This window comes from Lentzea sp. NPDC036955, assembly GCF_055608005.1.
On record NZ_JBVJRC010000003.1, the window covers coordinates 32817 to 50492 of the forward strand.

Below are 17676 nucleotides of genomic sequence, written 5' to 3' on the forward strand. Positions count from 1 at the left end.
GCGTCAGCCTCCGACGAACAAACCGGCGAGCCACTGCCCGATGTTCTTGCCCGCGTCGGTCGTGACCGCGAGGCCGATGATGGCCAGTGCGACGATCACACCACCGAGGCGGCGCATGACACCCGCGTTGTCGCCCTTGCCGCCACCCAGCCAGAGCAGCAGCAACGCGACGGTCAGCAGGAGCAGGGGAACGATGTTGCCCAGGATCCAGTCGCGGATGTTGTTTGTGCCCGGCACCGTCGGCTGCTGCTGAGCGAGTGTCACCAGTTCCATGGCGGTCATTTAGGTACTCCTGAGTGCGCTCGGGCTTGCGCTACGAGTAGAACACGAGTTCGTCACGGCGTGTGGAGCAAGTGGAGCTGGCTGCAGATCATCTGGGCGTTCCCTGGGCGGCGAATTACGTCTAATCTGGCCGACACATCATCACTGAGGAGACGTCAGTGGGGAACACCAGGACCAAGATTCTCTCCGTCGCTGGCAAGGTTCACCCGACTGCGAACGCCCTGGTCACACACAGTGCGTGCGTCTCAAAACCGCGCACGTGTCCATCCAGGTTGGATGCGCTGAACGGCCGGTTCGCGGCTCCGCCGCGCGTACGCCCCGAAGCGACGACTCCGAGGAGATTCGCCCATGCTCGAACCTGACCTCGTGCCGGACGGAAGTGTGGACGGAATCACAGCCTCCCCTAGTGCTCCAGGCGTTCCCCAGCCTACCGGGACGGGCCCGCAATCCCGGCGCCGGGTCCAGCGGACGATCAACTTCGACCGTTCGGTGCTGGAGCGCGCCCGTGCGGCGGCCACATACCTCGCGTCGTACGAACCGCAGGCCGGGGTGCGCTCGCTCGCGGACATCGTCAACCCGGCTGTCCTGGCGTACGTGACAGAGCTGGAGGAGCTGTACAACGGCGGGGAGCCGTTCCGGCCCGTGCTGCGGATGCCGTCCGGGCGGCCGGCGAAGCGCTGAGCACGCCGGAAAGGCCCGGCGACCGCAGTCGCCAGGCCTCCCACCGGTGTGCCGGGCAGGGTCAGGACCCGCCGCGGATCCGCCAGAACATGCCGGTCGAGGCGTAGTCGGGACCCACGGAGCCCTTGCCCCAGAAGTAGTCGTTGAAGTTGCCGTACCCACCGGACGCGCCCAGGTACACGCCCATGGTCGCCCACTCGACGGACGCCGGCTGGGTGTCGATGCTGGCCTGCGCCCACGCGTCGCGGACCTTCATCGGCTTGTTCCACCACAGGAACGGCGAGCGCCACATGTAGTGGCCGTACTTGCCGCCGTGGTTGGAGGAGTTGTAGCTGATCGTGGTGAAGCTGTTGATCTGGTGCAGGCCGCGGAACGCCTGTCCCCAGCGCTGGCCCCACGTCTGGCCACCGGTGTTCGTCTCCAGGATCAGGCAGGTGAAGAGGCTCATCCACTCGACGTCGTTGTTGCCCCAGCGCGCCTCGGTGTTGGCGAGCTTGGTGTCGTTGTGGTTGGAGCAGCCGGTGAAGTAGAAGCCGGTGCCGGAACCGTGGCCCTGCCAGTAGGTCAGGTCGACGTCGTCGGCCCAGTTGGTGTCGTCACCGCCGGGGAACACCGGGTCCTTGAAGTCGCTCTCCCAGGCGTTGTGGTCGAGCCAGCTGAAGTCGCGGGTGATGCCGTGGCTGCTCGCCTCGGAGTTGAACGAGCCGATGTTGGCCGGGGTGTTGGGCAGGCCGGAGCAGTTGCCGGTGCCCTCGCTGCCGACCTGGGTGCCGGCGCGCTGCGCCTTGAGCTGCTGCTCGGGACGCGGGGTCTGCGGCGGCTGCGGGGCGGGCATCTCCGCGCCCACCACCGCGGGCAGGATGATGGCCTGCGGTGCGCCGCCGTCGGCGTTGCGGCCGGTGCAGCGGAACGACGGCTCCACCCGGTCGACCTTCTCGCCGAGCGCGGGGGCCGCGTAGACGTAGTTCACGTCCGGCTTCACCTCGGCGCCGAGGTAGCTCTGGCACAGCTTCAGGCCGTAGGTCAGGTCGTTGACCTTCACGCTGCCGGTCTTCTCGTACGTGCGGGCGGCGTGGCTGAGCGCCGTGACGCCCTGCGCGTCGAACGCGACGCGGATGTTCGCGCCCTCGCCCTCCAGCGGGATGCCGCCGAGGTCGAACGTGTACGACACCGACGTGTCGAGGTTCTGCGTGAGCCCGGTGCGGCCGTTGGCGTCCGCGAGCTCGAACGTCGTGTGCCGGGCGGTCGGGGTGGCGTTGTCCGGCAGCACCCCGGCGGAGCGCAGCGCCTCCTGGACGCGCTTCACGGCCACGTCGGTCGGGACGGTCTGGATGCGCTTGAGGGCCTCCAGGTCCAGTGCGGACTGCGTGGTCTCGTTGCCGTCCTCGTCCTCCTTGCCCCGTCCTTTGTCGACGGTCGGGACCTGGAGGTAGCGCTGCTCGTCGGCGAACGCCACCTCACCGCTCTCGGACCTGGCGACGTCCTTGAGCCCCAACGCCCTCTGCAGCTTCTGCGCCTGCTCCTGGTCGAGCCCGGAGCTCGTCACCCCGTACACGGGCAGCTCCGCCTCTGCGGCGAGGCTGGTGCCCGCGGCTCCCGCGGTGATCAGGCTGGACAGGGCCAGCACCGCGGTCAGCTTGCGTTGCATCGTCTTGTTCCCCCTCCTCGGTGGTACGGCCGGCTGCAGGGGCCGACCGTCTGACAGGAGGATGGGGGCGTGCGGGCCGTGATACCGGGAGTGGTGAACCGGGGCCGGCGCACCACTCGAACGGCCGCATTTCTGTAACGCCCTCAGGGCCTGCGCGTACTTAGAGGCGGATCCCCGGGTATTTGACGCCCGCACCGGTGTTGAGCACGACCACCTCGTCGGCCGGCTGGAGCCAGCCGTCCGCGCGCAGCTGCCTGACGGCGCTGACGGTCGCGGCACCCTCCGGGCACAGGAACACGCCTTCGAGCCGGGCGCACTCGGCGCGGTCGGCCTCGATCTGCTCGTCGGTGACGGCGACCGCGGTGCCGTTGGTCTGCCGGAGCGCTTCGAGGATGATGAAGTCCCCCAGCGGTTTCGGCACGTTGATGCCGAACGCGGCGGTGTGGGCGCCCTCCCAGAACACCGACTCCTCCGCGCCCTCCACGAACGCCCGCACGACCGGCGCGCAGCCCGTCGCCTGCACGGCGACCAGCCTGGGCAGCTTCTCGCTGATCCAGCCGAGCTCGCGCATCTCCTGCAGCGCCTTGTAGATCCCGATGAGGCCGACCCCGCCGCCGGTCGGGTAGACGATCACGTCGGGCACCCGCCAGCCGAGCTGTTCGACGATCTCGTAGCCCATCGTCTTCTTGCCCTCGATCCGGTAGGGCTCCCTGAGGGTCGACGCGTCGAACAGGTCGACGTCGGCGAGGGCCTTGGCCGCGTCGGCGATGGTGCCGGGCACGATCCGCAGCTCGGCACCGCTCGCCGCGACCTCCTCGCGGGTGATCAGCGGGGCGTCCTCGGGCATGGCGATGACGCTGCGCAACCCGGCGCGGGCCGCGTACAGGGCCCAGGCGGCGCCCGCGTTGCCGTTGGTCGGCATCTTGATGCCCTTGATGCCGAGCTCCTTGGCCTTCGCGACGCCGACGGCCGCGCCGCGGGCCTTGAACGACCCGGTCGGCACGAGCGACTCGTCCTTCATGATGACGTTCGCGTCCAGCACCCGGCTCAGCGCCGGCAGCGGCACCAGCGGGGTCATGCCCTCGCCGAGGCTGAACGCCGGGTCCGGACTGAACACCGGCAGCACGTCGCGGTAGCGCCACAGCGAGTTCTCGGCCGTCGGCCGGGTGACGCGGGTCAGGTCGTAGCGGGCCAGCAGCGGCGAGGCGCAGGAGTGGCAGAGGTTCTGGACGGCGTTGGCGTCGTGCTCACGGCCGCACCGGGCGCACTCCAGGTGAGAAAGCATGCGTCCATCAATACAGGCGGATGAGCCGGCATGTAAGCCGGATCCTGTTCACGGGGCTCACGCCCCGCTCGGCGGCCATCCATCTCGGCCTGCCGTCGCCGACAGGCTCTAGCGGCCTACCCGCGAGCATCGGGCGGGCCGCCCTCGAACGCTCGCGCAGGCGCCGTCGCTTTCGGTCAGGCGCCCTCTTGGCCTTGCTCCGGGTGGGGTTTACCTAGCCGCCCCAGTCACCTGGGGCGCTGGTGGTCTCTTACACCACCGTTTCACCCTTACCCCGGCCGTGGGCCGAGGCGGTCTGTTCTCTGTGGCACTATCCCGAGGGTCGCCCCTGGTTGCCGTTAACAACCACCCTGCCCTGTGGAGTCCGGACTTTCCTCGACGGTCTCCCGCCGCGGCCGCCCTGCCGACTCATCCGCGTCCACCAGGATATCCCAGCGGCTGGGAGCGGTTGTCCACTGGTCCGAACGTTGCTTCACTCACACCCATGACACGACGTCGCCACGTCGACTACGGCCGCGTGGCAGCCAGCCTGTGTTGCCGCTGAGACCGCCACCGCCCACGTCCGCGATCTCAGGGAGTGCCCTGCCGTGTCCGAGCTGCTGATCATCTCCGGCGCGCCGTCCCCCGCCGCGCCCACCGGTCTCGTCGTGTCCTGCGTCGCCGCGCTGCTGGAGGCCGCCGGCCACCGCGTGACCCACCTGAACGTGCGCGCGCTGCCGACGTTGTCGCTGCTCACCGAGGACCTGCGCGACCCGGAGATCGCCGCGGCCGTGAGCTCCGTGCTCTCCGCCGACGGCGTCGTCGTCGCCTCCCCGGTCTACCGCGCGGCCTACAGCGGCCTGGTCAAGGCGCTGCTGGACCTGCTGCCGAAGAAGGCGCTGCGCGGCCGCGCCGTCCTGCCGCTCGCGACCGGCGGCAGCCAGGGGTTCCTGGTGGCGATGGACTACGCGCTGCACCCGTTGCTCGCCTCGAAGGGCGCGGACCACGTGGTGCGCGGCGAGTTCGTGCTGGACCAGAACGTCGGCACCCCGGCGGCGACCACGGCGCTGGAGGCCGCGGCGGACCGGTTCATGACGGCGCTGACGCCCCACCTGCGCAAGGCCGGCTGACCACTCCGGGAGGGGAACCGTGAAGCTGTTCGGCGTCGTGCTCCTGTTGGCCGTCTTCACCTTCCTGCTGCTCGACACCGGACCACCGGCAGAGGCGTCCGCGGACCCCTCCACCCTCCCCGACGTCGAGGTGCTGGCCCTCAGCGGCGCCCTGGTCGCGGCGGCGGTCGCCCTGGCGGTGCACCGCCGCCGTTCCTAGCTTCAGCCCAGGTGTGACGTGTCGTTGATCAACTTCACCGACGCGTGCCCGTCCGGGTAGAACTCGGCGATCGAGACGCCGGTCAGGTCCAGGTGCATCCGGAACAGGAACTGCGGCCCGACGTCCAACGCCTGCCGCAGCAACGTCTTGATCGGCGTGACGTGACTCACGACCACGAGCGTCTTGCCGCCGTACTTGGCAATCAGGTCCGTGCGCGCCTTCCGCACCCGCGCGTGCACCTGGTCGAAACTCTCCCCCTGCGGCGGCTGGACACTCGTGTCCCCCAGCCACCGCCGGTGCACGTCGGGGTCCCGCTGCGCCGCCTCCGCGAACGTCAGCCCCTCCCACGCGCCGAAATCGGTCTCGATGAGCCCCTGGTGGGTGACCACCTCAAGCCCGGCCGCGCCGGCGACCTCCCGCGCGGTCTGCGCGGCCCGCTGCAACGGCGACGACACGACCGCCGCGACGTCCTCCACCTCGGACAGCCGCTGCGCGGCCTTGGCCGCCTGCTCCAGCCCCAACTCGGTGAGCGGGTGGTCGCCGCGGCCGGAGTAGCGGCGCTCGACGCTCAACCTGGTCTGCCCGTGCCGCAGGAGGATCAGCCGCGTGGGCTCGCCCGTGGCTCCGCTCCAGTGCGGTTGCTTGTCGCCTTCCGCTTCGGCTTGGACTGGTTGGGAGGGCTTTCGGGGTTCCTGAGGCTTTTGCGCTTCGTCCATGGCTTCGTTCGCAAGCCGGTCAGCCTGCCGGTTGCGCTCCCGCGGAATCCACTCGTACGAGACCCGGTCAAACCCCTGCGCCACCTGCCGCGCCTCCTGCGCCAACGGCTGCATCGAGGGGTGCTTGATCTTCCACCGCCCCGACATCTGCTCGACGACCAGCTTGGAGTCCATCCGCACCTCGACGACCCCGGCCCCGACCTCCGCCGCAGCCCTGAGCCCCGCGATGAGCCCCTGGTACTCGGCCACGTTGTTGGTGGCGACCCCCACGAACCCCTTGCGCTCGGCCAGCGTCTCCCCGCTCCGGTGGTCGCGGACAACGGCCCCGTACCCAGCAGGCCCGGGATTGCCCCGCGACCCCCCGTCGGCCTCGACGATGACCTTCACCGGCCGTCCTCCTCGCTGTCCACGCGCCTGTGCGGCCCCGATCGTAGGCGGGCGTGCCGGCGTTGCGTGCCCCCTGGTTCAGGGGGTGTTCAGGGGGCGTATATGCTTCAGCCACACCGGTCCGGGTGGCGGAATGGCAGACGCGCTAGCTTGAGGTGCTAGTCCTCGCAAGGGGGTGGGGGTTCAAGTCCCCCCTCGGACACCAGCGTTAACCACACGCACTGAGAGGTCGTCGCGCAGACGGCCTCTTTTGCTTTGCCGTACCTCAGCTCGATCCCGAGTTCCCCGTAGAGCCTTGCCAGCTTGGCCGGCTGCCCCGCGTTGATGATCACGGTCACATCTGCCAGGGAGTCCACTGCGGCCTGTAGTTCCGCAGCAGACGCCAGGTTCGGCGCGGGCGAACCGTCAAGTTCGGCTTTCACCGCGGCGCGTTGCTCCTCCGTCTCATTGATTGCATTCATCAGCGCGGCCGGATCGACACCGGCGGCGATCACCGCCTGGAACGCCGGAGCTTCGCCTCCGCGTCGGCGAGTCGCTTCTTCACGACCTCCCTGCTCGGCCTCGCGCCGGGATCGTCCTGTGCCGCGACCATCGCCGCAATTGTCCGGTCAGCCGCATTGTGGTGCCCAAAGGCCACAGGGGACATGCACCTTGGCTCCGTCCCCCGTCCAATCTTTCATCCGTCCCGGCAGGACAACTCAGATTGACCGAGACCCGTCCCGCATGGCTTCACAGGACGGGCCCTACGCACTGGACGGGTCAGCTGTACCTACTCCGACCACAGGAGGTGGTTCTCCTGCAAGATCCGTTGACTTCTCGCGGTGCCCTAAGCCGCTCAGGCGTGGCGCCCTGCGTAACGGTCGGCCGCCCTCAAACGAAATGGGCGATATGCCGAACCCCACCAGCAGATGACGCCATGCCGCCCAAACTGACACCACGCTCAGCGGCTGGCATCTCCGACCGCCGGAGGACCAGATGACCGTCTCGTTCGCGGAGTACCAGGACACCAGCGTCGTCGACCCGCTCAGGCAAGGTGACGTCCTCGAGGCCGCCGATCCGGCGGCCTCGCTTTGGCGAAGGCATCTTGTCGTGCTCACGGCCGACTGTGATCTGGCGCGCGCGAAGCATCACGGGCGCGTGACGTGCGTTCCGCTGTTCACCGAGCAGGAGTACCTGCTGGAGATGCAGATCCCCGGCCTTCGCGATAAGGCCATGAATAAGTTTGTCGATGAGCTGCGCAAGGCGCTACCACCCACAGCGCCGAAGATCACAGAGGAGCGCCTTAAGGCGTGGCCCTGCGAAGAAGACTCAAATGAGATTGTCGCGGCACTCGGGTTGAGCGGTCGGCGTGCAGACGACGTCAAGGCGGCTTGCGAATCCATCCGCCTGCTCAGCCGAAAGCCGGAGACGCTGGACGATGCGGTCCAGCTTCTGGTGGATTCGCAAGTCGGCGCACCCAATCCGCAGAAGCGTGAAAAAATAATCGACGGAATCGTCAACAAATTCAAAAACGCCTACTCGAACCCTCCTGGGGACGCGTTGTTCCTTTCATCGATCGCTGCCCGCAACAGCCTCGGGTACTTCGCCTACTTACGTCACCTTGAACAAGTTCAGGAAACAGAGATCGCGCTTAGCCCCGATAGGAGCTCGTCAAAATATCGGCGCATCTCCCGCCTCCAAGACCGGTACACCCATGCGTTGGCGCAGCGATTCGCGCATGTGTTCATGTCGATCGGTCTCCCCTCTGCGTACGAGGACGTGCGGGACCTCCACTCCGAGTACCTGGGGGCGATGTACAAGTGAAACCGCTCGTCACAACGGTCGAAGCGCTCAAAGAACTGGCTACCGGGTTGTCACCTGAGGCCATTCCCTCCTCTCCGCGGATGTTGGAGCACTTCGGGGACGCTGCCGATGTCCTGCTGAGCGTGAACGACAAGTCTGACGAGCAGCGGATCATCGTGCTGCGGAGTTCAGACACAAGAGACCGCATCACACCCAACCGAATCACGGATCTAACAACCGATGTGCTCAGCCGAGCGGCGTCGTTCGCCGAGCGCGCTCGGACTACGGCGTCGCTGACACTGCCCCGTAGTTGGCACCAGTACAAGCACAACAACCTGTTCGCCTTTTTCACAACCCCGCGTGACAACCCCGAAGCACGACGGTGGATCGCGGAACTGCTGCCGGGCGAGCCTCCCGATATCGTCCTCTGGGGCATGACGTCGTCCGACCGGACAACGACGCTGGAGCAGTTCGAGTCGAGTAAGCCTGCCCTTCCGCCTGGCTGGGAAAAGGACTGGGACGCGGCTGTCGCAGCTTGCGCCGAACGGGTTGAGCAGGCTAAGCGGGTTCGGCCAGCCGATGTCGAGATTGAGCTGACGCTCCTGGAGCAGTCAACGACGAAAGGCTGGTCATACGACCAGTGGATGGGGAAGATCTCCGACGACCAACGCTCCTTCGTGGAGGCTCCGGCTACGAAGTCGATCCGGCTGCGCGGACCGGCGGGTTCCGGCAAGACGCTGGCCCTCACGCTCAAGGCGATGAGAGAGGTTTTGAGCGCAAGGGACGCGGGTGACGAGCCGCGAGTTCTGATGGTGACTCACAGCTGGTCCCTGGCCACAGAGATCGCCGACTCGCTCGATTCCATGGGTGTGGGGCTGTTGCAGGAGATCGACGTCTTCCCATTGCTTGAAATCGCGACCACCATCTCGCCGCAATATGCCAAGGACGACTCCGGATTCAGCCTGGCTGGCGACGACAGCTTCAGCGGCAAGAGAGCTCAGTTGGACGAGATCCTGGAGGTGTTGAGCGACTTCGTCGCCGGTGACTGGATCACCTACCGCGCCGGCGTCACAGAAAGCCTGCGAGCCAGGTTCGACTCTTTGAACGAGGACGATCGCAACGCGTTGGCCTGGGATCTTCTCGTGGAGTTCGGTTCCGTCATCGGCGCCGCCGCGATCTTCCCCGGCGCCGGCGCCGAGTCGAAGTACTTCCAGCAGCCGAGGTCGACGTGGATGCTTCCGTTGCAGAGCCGGAACGATATGCGGGTCGTCTTCGCCGTCTACACCAAGTACATGGAGAACCTCGAAGCACGGTCGACGCTGACGTCAGACCAGGTGCTGGCCGACCTTTTGAGCCACCTGGAGACGCACGCGTGGAACCGAGCCCGCAAGACCCAGGGCTACGACCTGATCTTCGTGGACGAGTTCCACATGTTCAGCCCACTGGAGCGGCAGGTACTCCACTATTTGTCGCGGGACGTCAGTGTCTACCCACGGGTGTTCATGGCGGTCGATCCTCGCCAGTCTCCGTCTGAGGCGTTCATTGGTTTCGCGGCCGATGACACCCGATCTTCCTCGTCCTCGTTCGAGGACGAGATCGGCGACGTCACCAACCTCGAGCTGAGCACGGTGCACCGGTTCACCCCCCAGATCCTCGACCTGATCAAGCATGTCCACCACGAGTTCCCTACGCTGGACCTCGGCAAGGACTGGCAGATCAACATCAGCGCGGTGGAGTCGGCGCGGGAGCCAGGACCCCTCCCCCTCCTTAGCGTCGCCGCCACACGTGCCGCCGAGGAGAACGACATCGTCAAGGCGATGCATAACCTGTACTCCCGCGGCCGCATCGCACTCGCCATCGTAGATAGCCGGCAGTGGAGCCGCTTTAGCGAGCTTGCGTCCCGCCTCAGCACATCGGGAAAGTTCCACGTCTCGACGATCACCGGGAGGTCCGACGTCGAAGGGTTCCGCTACCGCAAACGAGGACTAGTCGTTGGCCCCGCCGAGTATCTGGCGGGCCTGCAGTTCGACGCCGTCCTGGTCGCGGGTGTCCCGGACATGGACCCCACCAGGACCACCCCGAGCGAGCGCACCCGGCTTCTCTCTCTGTTGTACCTCGCCCTCAGCCGCGCTGAACTGGAGGCGCGTGTCTATGTGAACGAAGACGACGGCGGAATCGCCGAGGTGCTGAGCAGGGCGGTCGCCAATGGACTCATCAAGCAGGAGCGCGGCAGCCTAGCGTGACGTGCACGACAGAATGCTGTTCGGACTTGTGGGCGCCAGACAGAGAGCGGGGACGTGGTTGTCAGCGAGTGGCGGCTGTCCCTGTAGCGCGGCGCCATCCCCCGGCGCCGAGACGCGATATTTGACGGTGAGACACGTGGGGGTCAAGGTGCCGCCGCGTCCCGCCGCGCGAAGGTCCGCAGCTAGACGAGTAATGCGTATGTCGGTTAGTGGTCGTAGGCGGTCAGTGATCGGGTGACGGGTTGGCCGGTGGCGCGGTTGTGCCAGATGGCGGCGGTGAGGGCCAGAAGTCGTTGGGCGATACGAACTCCGACGCCCTCGATGGTGCGGCCACCATGCTGTTCGAGGTCAAGCTGTCCTTTGAGCGTGTCGTTGACCGATTCGATGAGTTGGCGGATGGACTTGAGCAGGTGTTCGCCGGGGTGCGGGGGCCGGTTGCGGTAGGACGGCCGGATCAGCCGGGCTCCGCGTCCGGTGAGGTAGTGGTCGAGTTCGCGGGAGACATAGCCCTTGTCGGCGATGATCAGCAGACCGGGGCGGTCGGCGAGTAGGTGGGCTCGTGGTCGCAGATCGCCATGAGCACCTGTCGTTCGTCGATTTTCGGGTCGCCCAGTGCCCAGGTGACGGGCAGCCCGGCGGGTGTGCAGACCAGGTGCAGGCGCAGGCCCCAGAACGAGCGCGAGTGTGAGCGGCAGTAGCCGTACTTGGCCCAGCCGACCAGCTCCGAGCGCTTCACGGTCGGCCGGGAGCGGCCGTATTCGACCGGGGTGGAGTCGACGATCCAGGTGGCATCGGTCCACAGGTCGGTGTCAGTCGCCAGCCACCGCATGACCTGTTTGACCACGGGTAACGCGGCGCGCAGACGGCGGTTGTAGCCGGACTGGCCGGGCAGGTACCGAAACGCGCCGGGCATGCGAGCGGGCAGGAACCGCAACCACCTGGCCTCGGAGGTGAATCCCAGCAGCGCCTGGGCCACGGCCAGGGTGATCAGTTCGGCGTCGGTGAGTTTCGCGGCCTTCCCAAGCGGGTCCTGCCCGCAAGGTGGTCGTCGATCTTGACGTAGAGCGCGGTGAGAAGGGTGTTCAGATCGGTGGTTACAAACTGATCTTGGACACCTTTCGTCCGTCTTCGGCTACCGCCTCGACTTACGCATTACTTGTCTAGCGGCCTACGAACACCAAAGGTTGTCCCGTAATGATCAATAGTGTTGGCGGGGCAAGCGGGTGACAGCGGTGTCGCTTGCGGCCGGTGGTCGTTCAGGCGGTCATGGTCAGGTTGCGCATCTGGGCGATGCCTCGGGTGGCGTGCCAGACGCCGTCGCGTTTGCGGCGGCAGTTGCGCAGGATGTTCCGGGACTTCATGTGTGCCAGGGCGTGCTCGACGCGTGCGCGGATGCTCTTGTGGACGGTGTTGAGGTCTTCTTTCCATTGCGGCAGCGGTGGTTGGTCCTTGCGGGGATTGCGGTAGGGCATGATCACTTCGGGGTTGCCCTGGTAGCCGCCGTCGGCCATCACGTTCGCGCCCCGGCACTGCTGGTCGACGCGCGAGTCGGTGTAGGCGCGGCAGTCGTTGCGGTTGCCTGGGGTGGGGTCGCCGACCGCGACGACCAGGCGGGTGTTGGCGTCGATGACGACCTGCATGTTCACCGAGTACCGGTAGTTCTTCGACGACGCAGAGATGGTGCGGTCGTGGGTCGGGACAAGGGTGCCGTCCACGATCAGCACGGTGTCCGGGCTGTGCCAGCGGGTCACCGGCGCGAGCGCCAGCAGCGGCGCCAGGTGATCCACCACGCGGCCCACCGCGGACTTCGAGATCCGAACAGCAGCGCGACCTGCCGGAACGTCAGATTCGTCCGGTAGTACATCGCCACCAGCAACACCCGATCTGCCAGCGGCAAACCCCAGCGCCGACCGGTGCCGGTCTGCTCGCCACCACGGGCCACGACCCGCACCAGCTTGCGGAACACCGGCACCGACAAGCCCGTGAACACCGGCACCCACTCCGGCCGGTCCGCGCTGATCACCTGATCCACACCAAGATCATTGACCGCGGCAACGCGCCGTTACGGGACAACCTTTAGGCATGAGGCCGTCCGGCGTAATTGCCGCCGGACGACCTTCGTGTGCCGAACAGGCCGGGTAGACCTACTCGATGCCAGGCAGAGCGACACGAGTGAATAGTGTGTGACTTCGCCCTCGGACACCAGCGTTAACCACATGCACTGAGAGGTCGTCGCGCAGACGGCCTCTTTTGCTGTTTTCTGCTCAAGGTCTTCGCACACCCGAGAGGCGGCCACGTCCCCGGCATCACACCCCGAGGACTCTCTGCACGCCGCTGGAACACACCCACCAGTCGTGTCAGTCGGTGGCCACCACCGGCCACCTGTCCGCTCAGGCCACAGCGAAAACGGCACCTGTTGCGGAAGTCCTGCCAGCGCCCAGCAAGCTCGTCGACGCCAGCAGTTACGGCGGCAACAGGGTCAACTCGATCAACGCGGTCGTTCCTGACCGCCGGCGAGCAGACGACGAAGATCGAGCCAGTGCCGACACCCCGTCGTGAGGAGTGAAGCGATCACGCAAGATCGAAGGTCAGCTTCGTAGCCTTGCCGTGGTCGCCGGAGAAGTAGCCGGAAGCGGTGACCCCGACCTTGTCCTTGCCGCCGTCGCTGAACTTGACGATCTCGACCGCGCCGTCGCGCGCCGGGTAGCTGACCCAGCTGACCGATCCGGCAGGCGTCGTGCCGGGCAGGACGGCACCGTGCGGCATCAAGGTCATGGCGAGCAGCTGGAGGGCGTGGAGCTTGTCGTCGCCCTCCTTGCCCTCCAGCTCGTGCTTGATGAAGGCGAGCATCCCCTTCCACGCCCAGCTCTCCAGGACCACGTGCTCACCTGACTCCCTCACGCAGGCCAGTCGATCGGTGGCCGGGTCGACCTGCCTCACCCGGTGCACGCTCACCAGCGTCGTGCCCGGAACGGCGTGGCCGTAGATCGTGGTCCCGAAGTACGCGAACCCTTCGGCGACCTGTTTCGTCTTCATGTCCGAGGTGGGCTTCTCCCACTTCTTCCACAGCTCCTCGAACGCCAGCTTCCCCTTCTCGACGGCCTTCGCCGCGATGTCGGCCTTGATCGCATCGCCCAGCTCCGCGAGCCAGGCCCCCGCCGCTCCCGCGAGCATCGACTTGGCCGCACCGCAGGCGGTCAGCGCTGGTGAACCGACTGCGAGAACCGCGGCACCGCGACCGGCGTTCACCAACGCCTGCCTTCGAGACATCGCCATTTCGCCCACCTTGGCAGAGAGGAGCAAGACCCTTGAAACGTACGTCATGAGCCGCAAATCCGCAGAGAATAAGATTTGCGCAACAATCTCGTAGTTTCGGGAACCCGTACGAGGTATGCGGCTACTTGATCGCAGTTGTCCACAATTCACGAAGAATTGTGTCCACTTTCGAAAATGCGCGCATACCAGCATGTGGACGCGGTGGCCGGGTAGTTGAGGTGTCACCTACCCTGGCGGGCATGCCGTTGCGAAAGCTGGGGTTCCTCACCATCGGGCAGTTCGACGAGCACGATCCGGCTGCCGGCCACCGGTCCACCCTGGAGCTGATCGAGCTCGGCGAGGAGCTGGGCTTCGACAGCGCGTGGGTGCGGCACCGGCACCTGCAGCACGGCATCTCGTCGCCGGTCGCGGTGCTGGCGGCGGCGAGTCAGCGGACGAGCCGGATCGCGCTCGGCACCGCCGTCATCCCGCTGGGGTGGGAGAACCCGCTGCGGCTCGCGGAGGACCTGGCCACGGTGGACGTGCTGTCCGGTGGGCGGCTCAACCCCGGGCTGAGCGTCGGGCCGCCGATGCACTGGGACGACGTCAAGGGTGCGCTTTACCCGGACACGGCCGAGGTGGAGGACTTCGGCTACGGGCGGCTGGAGCGGTTGCTGCGGTTCGTGAGGGGTGAGAAGGCCGTCGAGTTCAGCGGCAGGGAGGGCATCGAGGTCTGGTCGGACCGGGTGCAGCCGCACTCGCCGGGGTTGGGCGAGCGGATCTGGTACGGCGGGGGCAGCCTCAGGTCGGCGCGGTGGGCTGCGGAGAACGGGCTGAACTTCCTCACCAGCAACGTCGTGCAGGCCGAGGAGTCCGAGGACTTCGCGCGGGTTCAGCACGCGCTGGTGCGGAAGTTCCGCGAGCACCACCCCGACGGCGACAAGGCGCGGGTGTCGCAGGGGCTCGTGGTGATCCCGACGGACTCGGCCACGGCTGAGCAGCGGGAGAAGTACCAGCGGTACGTGGACGAACGGACGCCGCGGACGGCCAGTCCGGTGGGGCCGCGGCGGATGATGTTCGCGCGGGACCTCGTCGGCACGTCCGAGCAGATCGCGGAGCAGCTGCACGCCGACCCGGCGTTCCGGGAGGTCGACGAGGTGGCGTTCGCGTTGCCGTTCAGCTTCGAGCACGCCGACTACGTGCAGCTGCTGACTGACATCGCCACGCGGCTGGCTCCCGCGCTGGGGCGGCAGCCGGCCGGGTGACGAGGGTGGGTCAGGCGCCCGCGGGCTGGGCGATGCGCACGAGGATCGCGCCGCACTCCTCGCAGCGCACGACCTCGTCCGCGGCGGCCTCCCTGACCTTGCCCAGTGCGCTGCGGTCGAGCTCGATGCGGCACGCGCCGCAGCTGCGGGTCTGGAACACGGCCGCGCCGATGCCGCGCTGTTCGCGCTGGCGGTCGTAGAGCTTCAGCAGGTCGTCCGGGAAGCCCTTGGCCATGAGGGTGCGGTCGGCGGTGCGGCGGGTTTCGGTTGCCTCCAGGTCGGCCAGTGCGGCGTCACGGCGGCGCGCGGCGGCTTCGAGGGTCTCGCGGGCCTTGTCGAGCTCCACGCGGGCGAAGGAGGCGTCGGCGGCCACGGCCTCGCGGCGCTCCATCAGCTCCAGGAGGTCGTCTTCGAGGACGCCCTGGCGGCGCTGGAGGGTGGCGAGCTCGTGTTCGAGGTCGGTGAGCTGCTTGGCGCCGACGGAACCTGACTGCATCAGCTTGCGGTCGCGGTCGGTGCGGGCGCGGACCTGGTCGATCTCGGTCTCCTGGCGCTTCACGTCGCGGTCGATGTCGCCGAGCGTCGTCTCGACGGCCACCAGCGCGTCCTGCTTGGTGCGCACCAGCTGCTCGACCTCGGCGATCTCCGCGATCTCCGGCAGCGTACGGCGCCGGTGGGTGACACGCGCCAGTTCGGCGTCGACCTGGGCCAGGTCGAGCAGCCTGCGCTGCACTGCGGGATCGGCTTTCACGCAAGTCCTCCTGCTGCTGAGCTCGTCGCACCGACGGTCCACGGATCGGTCCGGCGGGTGGAGACGAGTACGTCGACCCTACCGCCGAAGGCCTCCCGCAGGATTTCCGCCGCCTGCTCGCACCACGGCCACTCGCTGGCCCAGTGCGCCACGTCGACGAGCGCGGGCCCGCCGGCCTCGACGTGCTCGGAGACCGGGTGGTGGCGCAGGTCGGCGGTCACGTACGCGTCGACGCCCGCCGCGGTGGCGGCGCCGAGGAAGCTGTCGCCGGCGCCACCGCACACGGCGACCCGCTTGACCGGGCGGTCCGGGTCGCCGGCGGCGCGCACGCCCTGCACGGTCGCGGGCAACGCGTCGGCGACGCGCTGGGCGAACACGCGCAACGGCTCGGCGGCGGGAAGCTCACCGATGCGGCCGAGGCCGACACCGGGCTCGTCGGTCGGCTCCAGCGGGCCGGTCACCTGGAGCCCGATGGCCTGCGCGAGCGCGTCGGACACGCCGTTCAGCGCGCTGTCGGCGTTGGTGTGCGCGCAGTACAGCGCGGTGCCGCTGCGGATGAGCCTGTGCACCAACGCGCCCTTGGGCTCGTCGGCGGGAACACCGTTGACGCCGCGCAGGAGCAGCGGGTGGTGGGCGACGAGCAGCTGCGCGCCCACCTCGACCGCCTCGTCCACAGTGGACCGCGTCGGGTCCACGCAGACGAGGACCCTGGTGACCTCCTCCGCGGGGTCACCGCAGACCAGGCCGACCGCGTCCCACTTCTCCGCGATCCGCGGCGGGTACGCGTCCGCCAGCACCGCGATCACCTCGGCGAGCTTCACGCCAGTTCCTCCATCACTACCCGCAGCGCGTCCACGAAGACCGCGAACTCCTCCGGCGGCCGGATCGCGACGCGCACGTACGTGTCGTCCAGTCCGGGGAACGTGTCGCAGCGCCGCACCGCGATCCCCTTGTCGCGCAGCGCCTCACGCGTTCCGCGCGGCACCCTGAGCAGCACGAACGGGCCCTTCGGCGGCACGACGACGAGGTCGCCCAGCTGCTGCACGGCGTGCGCGGTGTGCGCGGCGGCCTCGAACGCGAGCCGTTCGCCCTCCCGCAGCGCCGCCGGTTCGCAGCACGCGGTGACTGCTTCGAGCGTGAGGCTGCCGACCGGCCAGTGCGGGCGGCCGAACGCCAAGCGCCGCAACGTCTCCGGGTCGCCCAGCAGGTAACCGGCGCGCAGCCCGGCGAGCCCCCACGTCTTGGTGAGGCTGCGCAGCACGAGCACGTCCGGGTCGTGCGCGAGCGACTCGGGCTCGCCGGGGACGGCGTCCATGAACGCCTCGTCGACCACGAGGAGACCGGGCAGCCGCTTGACGCGCGCGGCCGGGTGCAGCACGGAGGTGGGGTTCGTGGGGTTGCCGACGACGGTCAGGTCGACGTCCGCGCTGACCTCGGGCAACGTGAAGTCGCCGCTCAGTGTGACGTGCTCCACCGGGACCCCGGCGTCGCGCAGCGCCACCTCCGGCTCGGTGAAGCCGGGGTGGACGATCGCGGCACGGCGGGGCGCGAGCTTCGGCAGCAGCGCGAAGCCCTCGGCGGCACCGTTGAGCAGCAGCACCTCGTCGGGTGAGCGCCCGTGCCGGCCGGCGACGGCCTCACGGGCGCGTTGTTCCGCTGCCGCGGACGGGTAGCGCCCCAGGTCGTCGAGCGCGGCGGACAGCCGGTCGCGCAGCCAGGCGGGCGGGCGCGGCACCCGCACGTTGACGGCGAAGTCGGCGAGGCCCGCTGCGGCGTCGACGTCACCGTGGTGGCGCAGGTCTGGGCTGGTCATCGCGGCAAATAGTAAGCGACCAGCCCAGGCGCGCGCGTCACTGCATGTAGCGGCGGAGCTCGGTGAGGTGGCTGATCAGCTCGTCCAGCTGGAACGCGTCGAGCTGCGCGGACTCACCGGGCGGGGTGCGGAAGCACACACGCCCCTTCTCGTTGAGGTACACCTCGAACGCACGACGGCGCCCGAGGGCGTCGGTGCACCCGATGATCTCCCGTTGCGGGGGCACGTCAGTACCGGTCTGCATGGGCGGCCTCCATGTC

Annotated in this window: 16 protein-coding genes, 1 tRNA gene, 1 other RNA gene and 2 pseudogenes; 8 read left to right on the plus strand and 12 right to left on the minus strand. The window is 68.0% G+C overall.

Annotated features, from left to right (window positions below; translation table 11 throughout):
* Window positions 1–3 precede the first annotated feature (3 nt).
* Window positions 4–282 carry a hypothetical protein gene (locus ACZ7CF_RS09260; RefSeq protein WP_360386526.1) on the minus strand — a complete coding sequence of 93 codons (279 nt, stop codon included), beginning with the start codon at window positions 280–282 and terminating at the stop codon, window positions 4–6.
* 489 nt (window positions 283–771) lie between these two features.
* On the opposite strand from ACZ7CF_RS09260, the gene ACZ7CF_RS09265 reads away from it, so the two are divergent.
* Window positions 772–963, plus strand: coding sequence for a ParB family protein (locus ACZ7CF_RS09265; protein ID WP_360386523.1), 192 nt, complete (start codon window positions 772–774; stop codon window positions 961–963).
* A gap of 61 nt (window positions 964–1024) precedes the next feature.
* On the opposite strand, the gene ACZ7CF_RS09270 is transcribed toward ACZ7CF_RS09265, so the two are convergent.
* From ACZ7CF_RS09270 to rnpB, 3 genes are all read right to left on the minus strand, one after another.
* Complete coding sequence (locus ACZ7CF_RS09270; protein ID WP_458429225.1) at window positions 1025–2611, minus strand: DUF6345 domain-containing protein; 1587 nt, start codon at window positions 2609–2611, stop codon at window positions 1025–1027.
* Window positions 2612–2771: 160 nt separating this feature from the next.
* Entirely contained in the window at window positions 2772–3896 is a 1125-nt protein-coding gene (locus ACZ7CF_RS09275; protein ID WP_470369353.1) for a threonine synthase, read from the minus strand.
* A 17-nt stretch (window positions 3897–3913) separates the two neighbouring features.
* Window positions 3914–4307, minus strand: an RNA gene (rnpB, locus tag ACZ7CF_RS09280) — RNase P RNA component class A.
* Between the two features lie 176 nt (window positions 4308–4483).
* On the opposite strand from rnpB, the gene ACZ7CF_RS09285 reads away from it, so the two are divergent.
* Window positions 4484–5005, plus strand: coding sequence for an NAD(P)H-dependent oxidoreductase (locus tag ACZ7CF_RS09285; protein ID WP_360386515.1), 522 nt, complete (start codon window positions 4484–4486; stop codon window positions 5003–5005).
* A gap of 19 nt (window positions 5006–5024) precedes the next feature.
* On the plus strand, window positions 5025–5204 hold the full coding sequence (locus ACZ7CF_RS09290) for a hypothetical protein (RefSeq protein ID WP_360386512.1): 180 nt from the start codon (window positions 5025–5027) through the stop codon (window positions 5202–5204).
* A gap of 2 nt (window positions 5205–5206) precedes the next feature.
* Here the strand turns inward: ACZ7CF_RS09290 and ACZ7CF_RS09295 are convergent, their stop codons facing one another.
* Entirely contained in the window at window positions 5207–6307 is a 1101-nt protein-coding gene (locus ACZ7CF_RS09295; RefSeq protein ID WP_470369354.1) for a bifunctional RNase H/acid phosphatase, read from the minus strand.
* A 119-nt stretch (window positions 6308–6426) separates the two neighbouring features.
* Between ACZ7CF_RS09295 and ACZ7CF_RS09300 the strand changes: the two genes are divergently transcribed.
* The 3 genes from ACZ7CF_RS09300 to ACZ7CF_RS09310 all read left to right on the plus strand — a co-directional run bounded on the left by ACZ7CF_RS09300 (window position 6427) and on the right by ACZ7CF_RS09310 (window position 10332).
* Window positions 6427–6512, plus strand: a tRNA-Leu gene (locus ACZ7CF_RS09300).
* Window positions 6513–7282: 770 nt separating this feature from the next.
* The gene (locus tag ACZ7CF_RS09305; protein ID WP_470369355.1) at window positions 7283–8110 is read left to right on the plus strand and encodes a hypothetical protein; all 828 of its coding nucleotides are present in this window, start codon (window positions 7283–7285) and stop codon (window positions 8108–8110) included.
* On the plus strand, window positions 8107–10332 hold the full coding sequence (locus tag ACZ7CF_RS09310) for a UvrD-helicase domain-containing protein (protein ID WP_470369356.1): 2226 nt from the start codon (window positions 8107–8109) through the stop codon (window positions 10330–10332). Before ACZ7CF_RS09305 ends, ACZ7CF_RS09310 begins: the two co-directional genes overlap by 4 nt.
* A 206-nt stretch (window positions 10333–10538) precedes the next feature.
* Here the strand turns inward: ACZ7CF_RS09310 and ACZ7CF_RS09315 are convergent.
* Together ACZ7CF_RS09315 and ACZ7CF_RS09320 are read right to left on the minus strand one after the other, a co-directional pair.
* Window positions 10539–11418 (minus strand): annotated as a pseudogene (locus ACZ7CF_RS09315) (IS982 family transposase).
* Between the two features lie 170 nt (window positions 11419–11588).
* Window positions 11589–12364 (minus strand): annotated as a pseudogene (locus ACZ7CF_RS09320) (transposase).
* 332 nt (window positions 12365–12696) lie between these two features.
* Between ACZ7CF_RS09320 and ACZ7CF_RS09325 the strand changes: the two are divergent.
* Entirely contained in the window at window positions 12697–12891 is a 195-nt protein-coding gene (locus ACZ7CF_RS09325) for a hypothetical protein (protein ID WP_470369357.1), read from the plus strand.
* 12 nt (window positions 12892–12903) lie between these two features.
* On the opposite strand, the gene ACZ7CF_RS09330 is transcribed toward ACZ7CF_RS09325, so the two are convergent.
* Entirely contained in the window at window positions 12904–13608 is a 705-nt protein-coding gene (locus ACZ7CF_RS09330) for a hypothetical protein (RefSeq protein ID WP_470369358.1), read from the minus strand.
* A gap of 239 nt (window positions 13609–13847) precedes the next feature.
* Here ACZ7CF_RS09330 and ACZ7CF_RS09335 point away from each other — a divergent pair, with 239 nt between their 5' ends.
* Window positions 13848–14852, plus strand: coding sequence for an LLM class flavin-dependent oxidoreductase (locus tag ACZ7CF_RS09335; RefSeq protein ID WP_470369359.1), 1005 nt, complete (start codon window positions 13848–13850; stop codon window positions 14850–14852).
* A 10-nt stretch (window positions 14853–14862) separates the two neighbouring features.
* On the opposite strand, the gene ACZ7CF_RS09340 is transcribed toward ACZ7CF_RS09335, so the two are convergent.
* The 4 genes from ACZ7CF_RS09340 to ACZ7CF_RS09355 are packed head-to-tail and all read right to left on the minus strand — an operon-like array spanning window position 14863 to window position 17660.
* Window positions 14863–15603 (minus strand): zinc ribbon domain-containing protein, encoded by a 741-nt coding sequence (locus tag ACZ7CF_RS09340; protein WP_360386456.1) that lies wholly within the window; start codon window positions 15601–15603, stop codon window positions 14863–14865.
* A complete protein-coding gene (locus ACZ7CF_RS09345) occupies window positions 15600–16424 on the minus strand; it encodes a Nif3-like dinuclear metal center hexameric protein (protein WP_360386453.1) in 825 nt (274 codons plus the stop codon). Before ACZ7CF_RS09345 ends, ACZ7CF_RS09340 begins: the two co-directional genes overlap by 4 nt.
* Window positions 16421–17416 (minus strand): Rv2231c family pyridoxal phosphate-dependent protein CobC, encoded by a 996-nt coding sequence (gene cobC / locus ACZ7CF_RS09350; protein WP_360386450.1) that lies wholly within the window; start codon window positions 17414–17416, stop codon window positions 16421–16423. Before cobC ends, ACZ7CF_RS09345 begins: the two co-directional genes overlap by 4 nt.
* A gap of 37 nt (window positions 17417–17453) precedes the next feature.
* A complete protein-coding gene (locus ACZ7CF_RS09355; protein WP_030472678.1) occupies window positions 17454–17660 on the minus strand; it encodes a hypothetical protein in 207 nt (68 codons plus the stop codon).
* Window positions 17661–17676 lie beyond the last annotated feature (16 nt).

What these genes read in the sequence shown, in the direction of transcription:
- ACZ7CF_RS09260 (WP_360386526.1), bottom strand. Translation starts at nt 282, where the DNA reads ATGACCGCCATGGAACTGGTGACACTCGCTCAGCAGCAGCCGACGGTG.
- ACZ7CF_RS09270 (WP_458429225.1), bottom strand. Translation starts at nt 2,611, where the DNA reads ATGCAACGCAAGCTGACCGCGGTGCTGGCCCTGTCCAGCCTGATCACC.
- ACZ7CF_RS09275 (WP_470369353.1), bottom strand. Translation starts at nt 3,896, where the DNA reads ATGCTTTCTCACCTGGAGTGCGCCCGGTGCGGCCGTGAGCACGACGCC.
- ACZ7CF_RS09305 (WP_470369355.1), top strand. Translation starts at nt 7,283, where the DNA reads ATGACCGTCTCGTTCGCGGAGTACCAGGACACCAGCGTCGTCGACCCG.
- ACZ7CF_RS09330 (WP_470369358.1), bottom strand. Translation starts at nt 13,608, where the DNA reads ATGGCGATGTCTCGAAGGCAGGCGTTGGTGAACGCCGGTCGCGGTGCC.
- ACZ7CF_RS09335 (WP_470369359.1), top strand. Translation starts at nt 13,848, where the DNA reads ATGCCGTTGCGAAAGCTGGGGTTCCTCACCATCGGGCAGTTCGACGAG.
- cobC (WP_360386450.1), bottom strand. Translation starts at nt 17,416, where the DNA reads ATGACCAGCCCAGACCTGCGCCACCACGGTGACGTCGACGCCGCAGCG.
- ACZ7CF_RS09355 (WP_030472678.1), bottom strand. Translation starts at nt 17,660, where the DNA reads ATGCAGACCGGTACTGACGTGCCCCCGCAACGGGAGATCATCGGGTGC.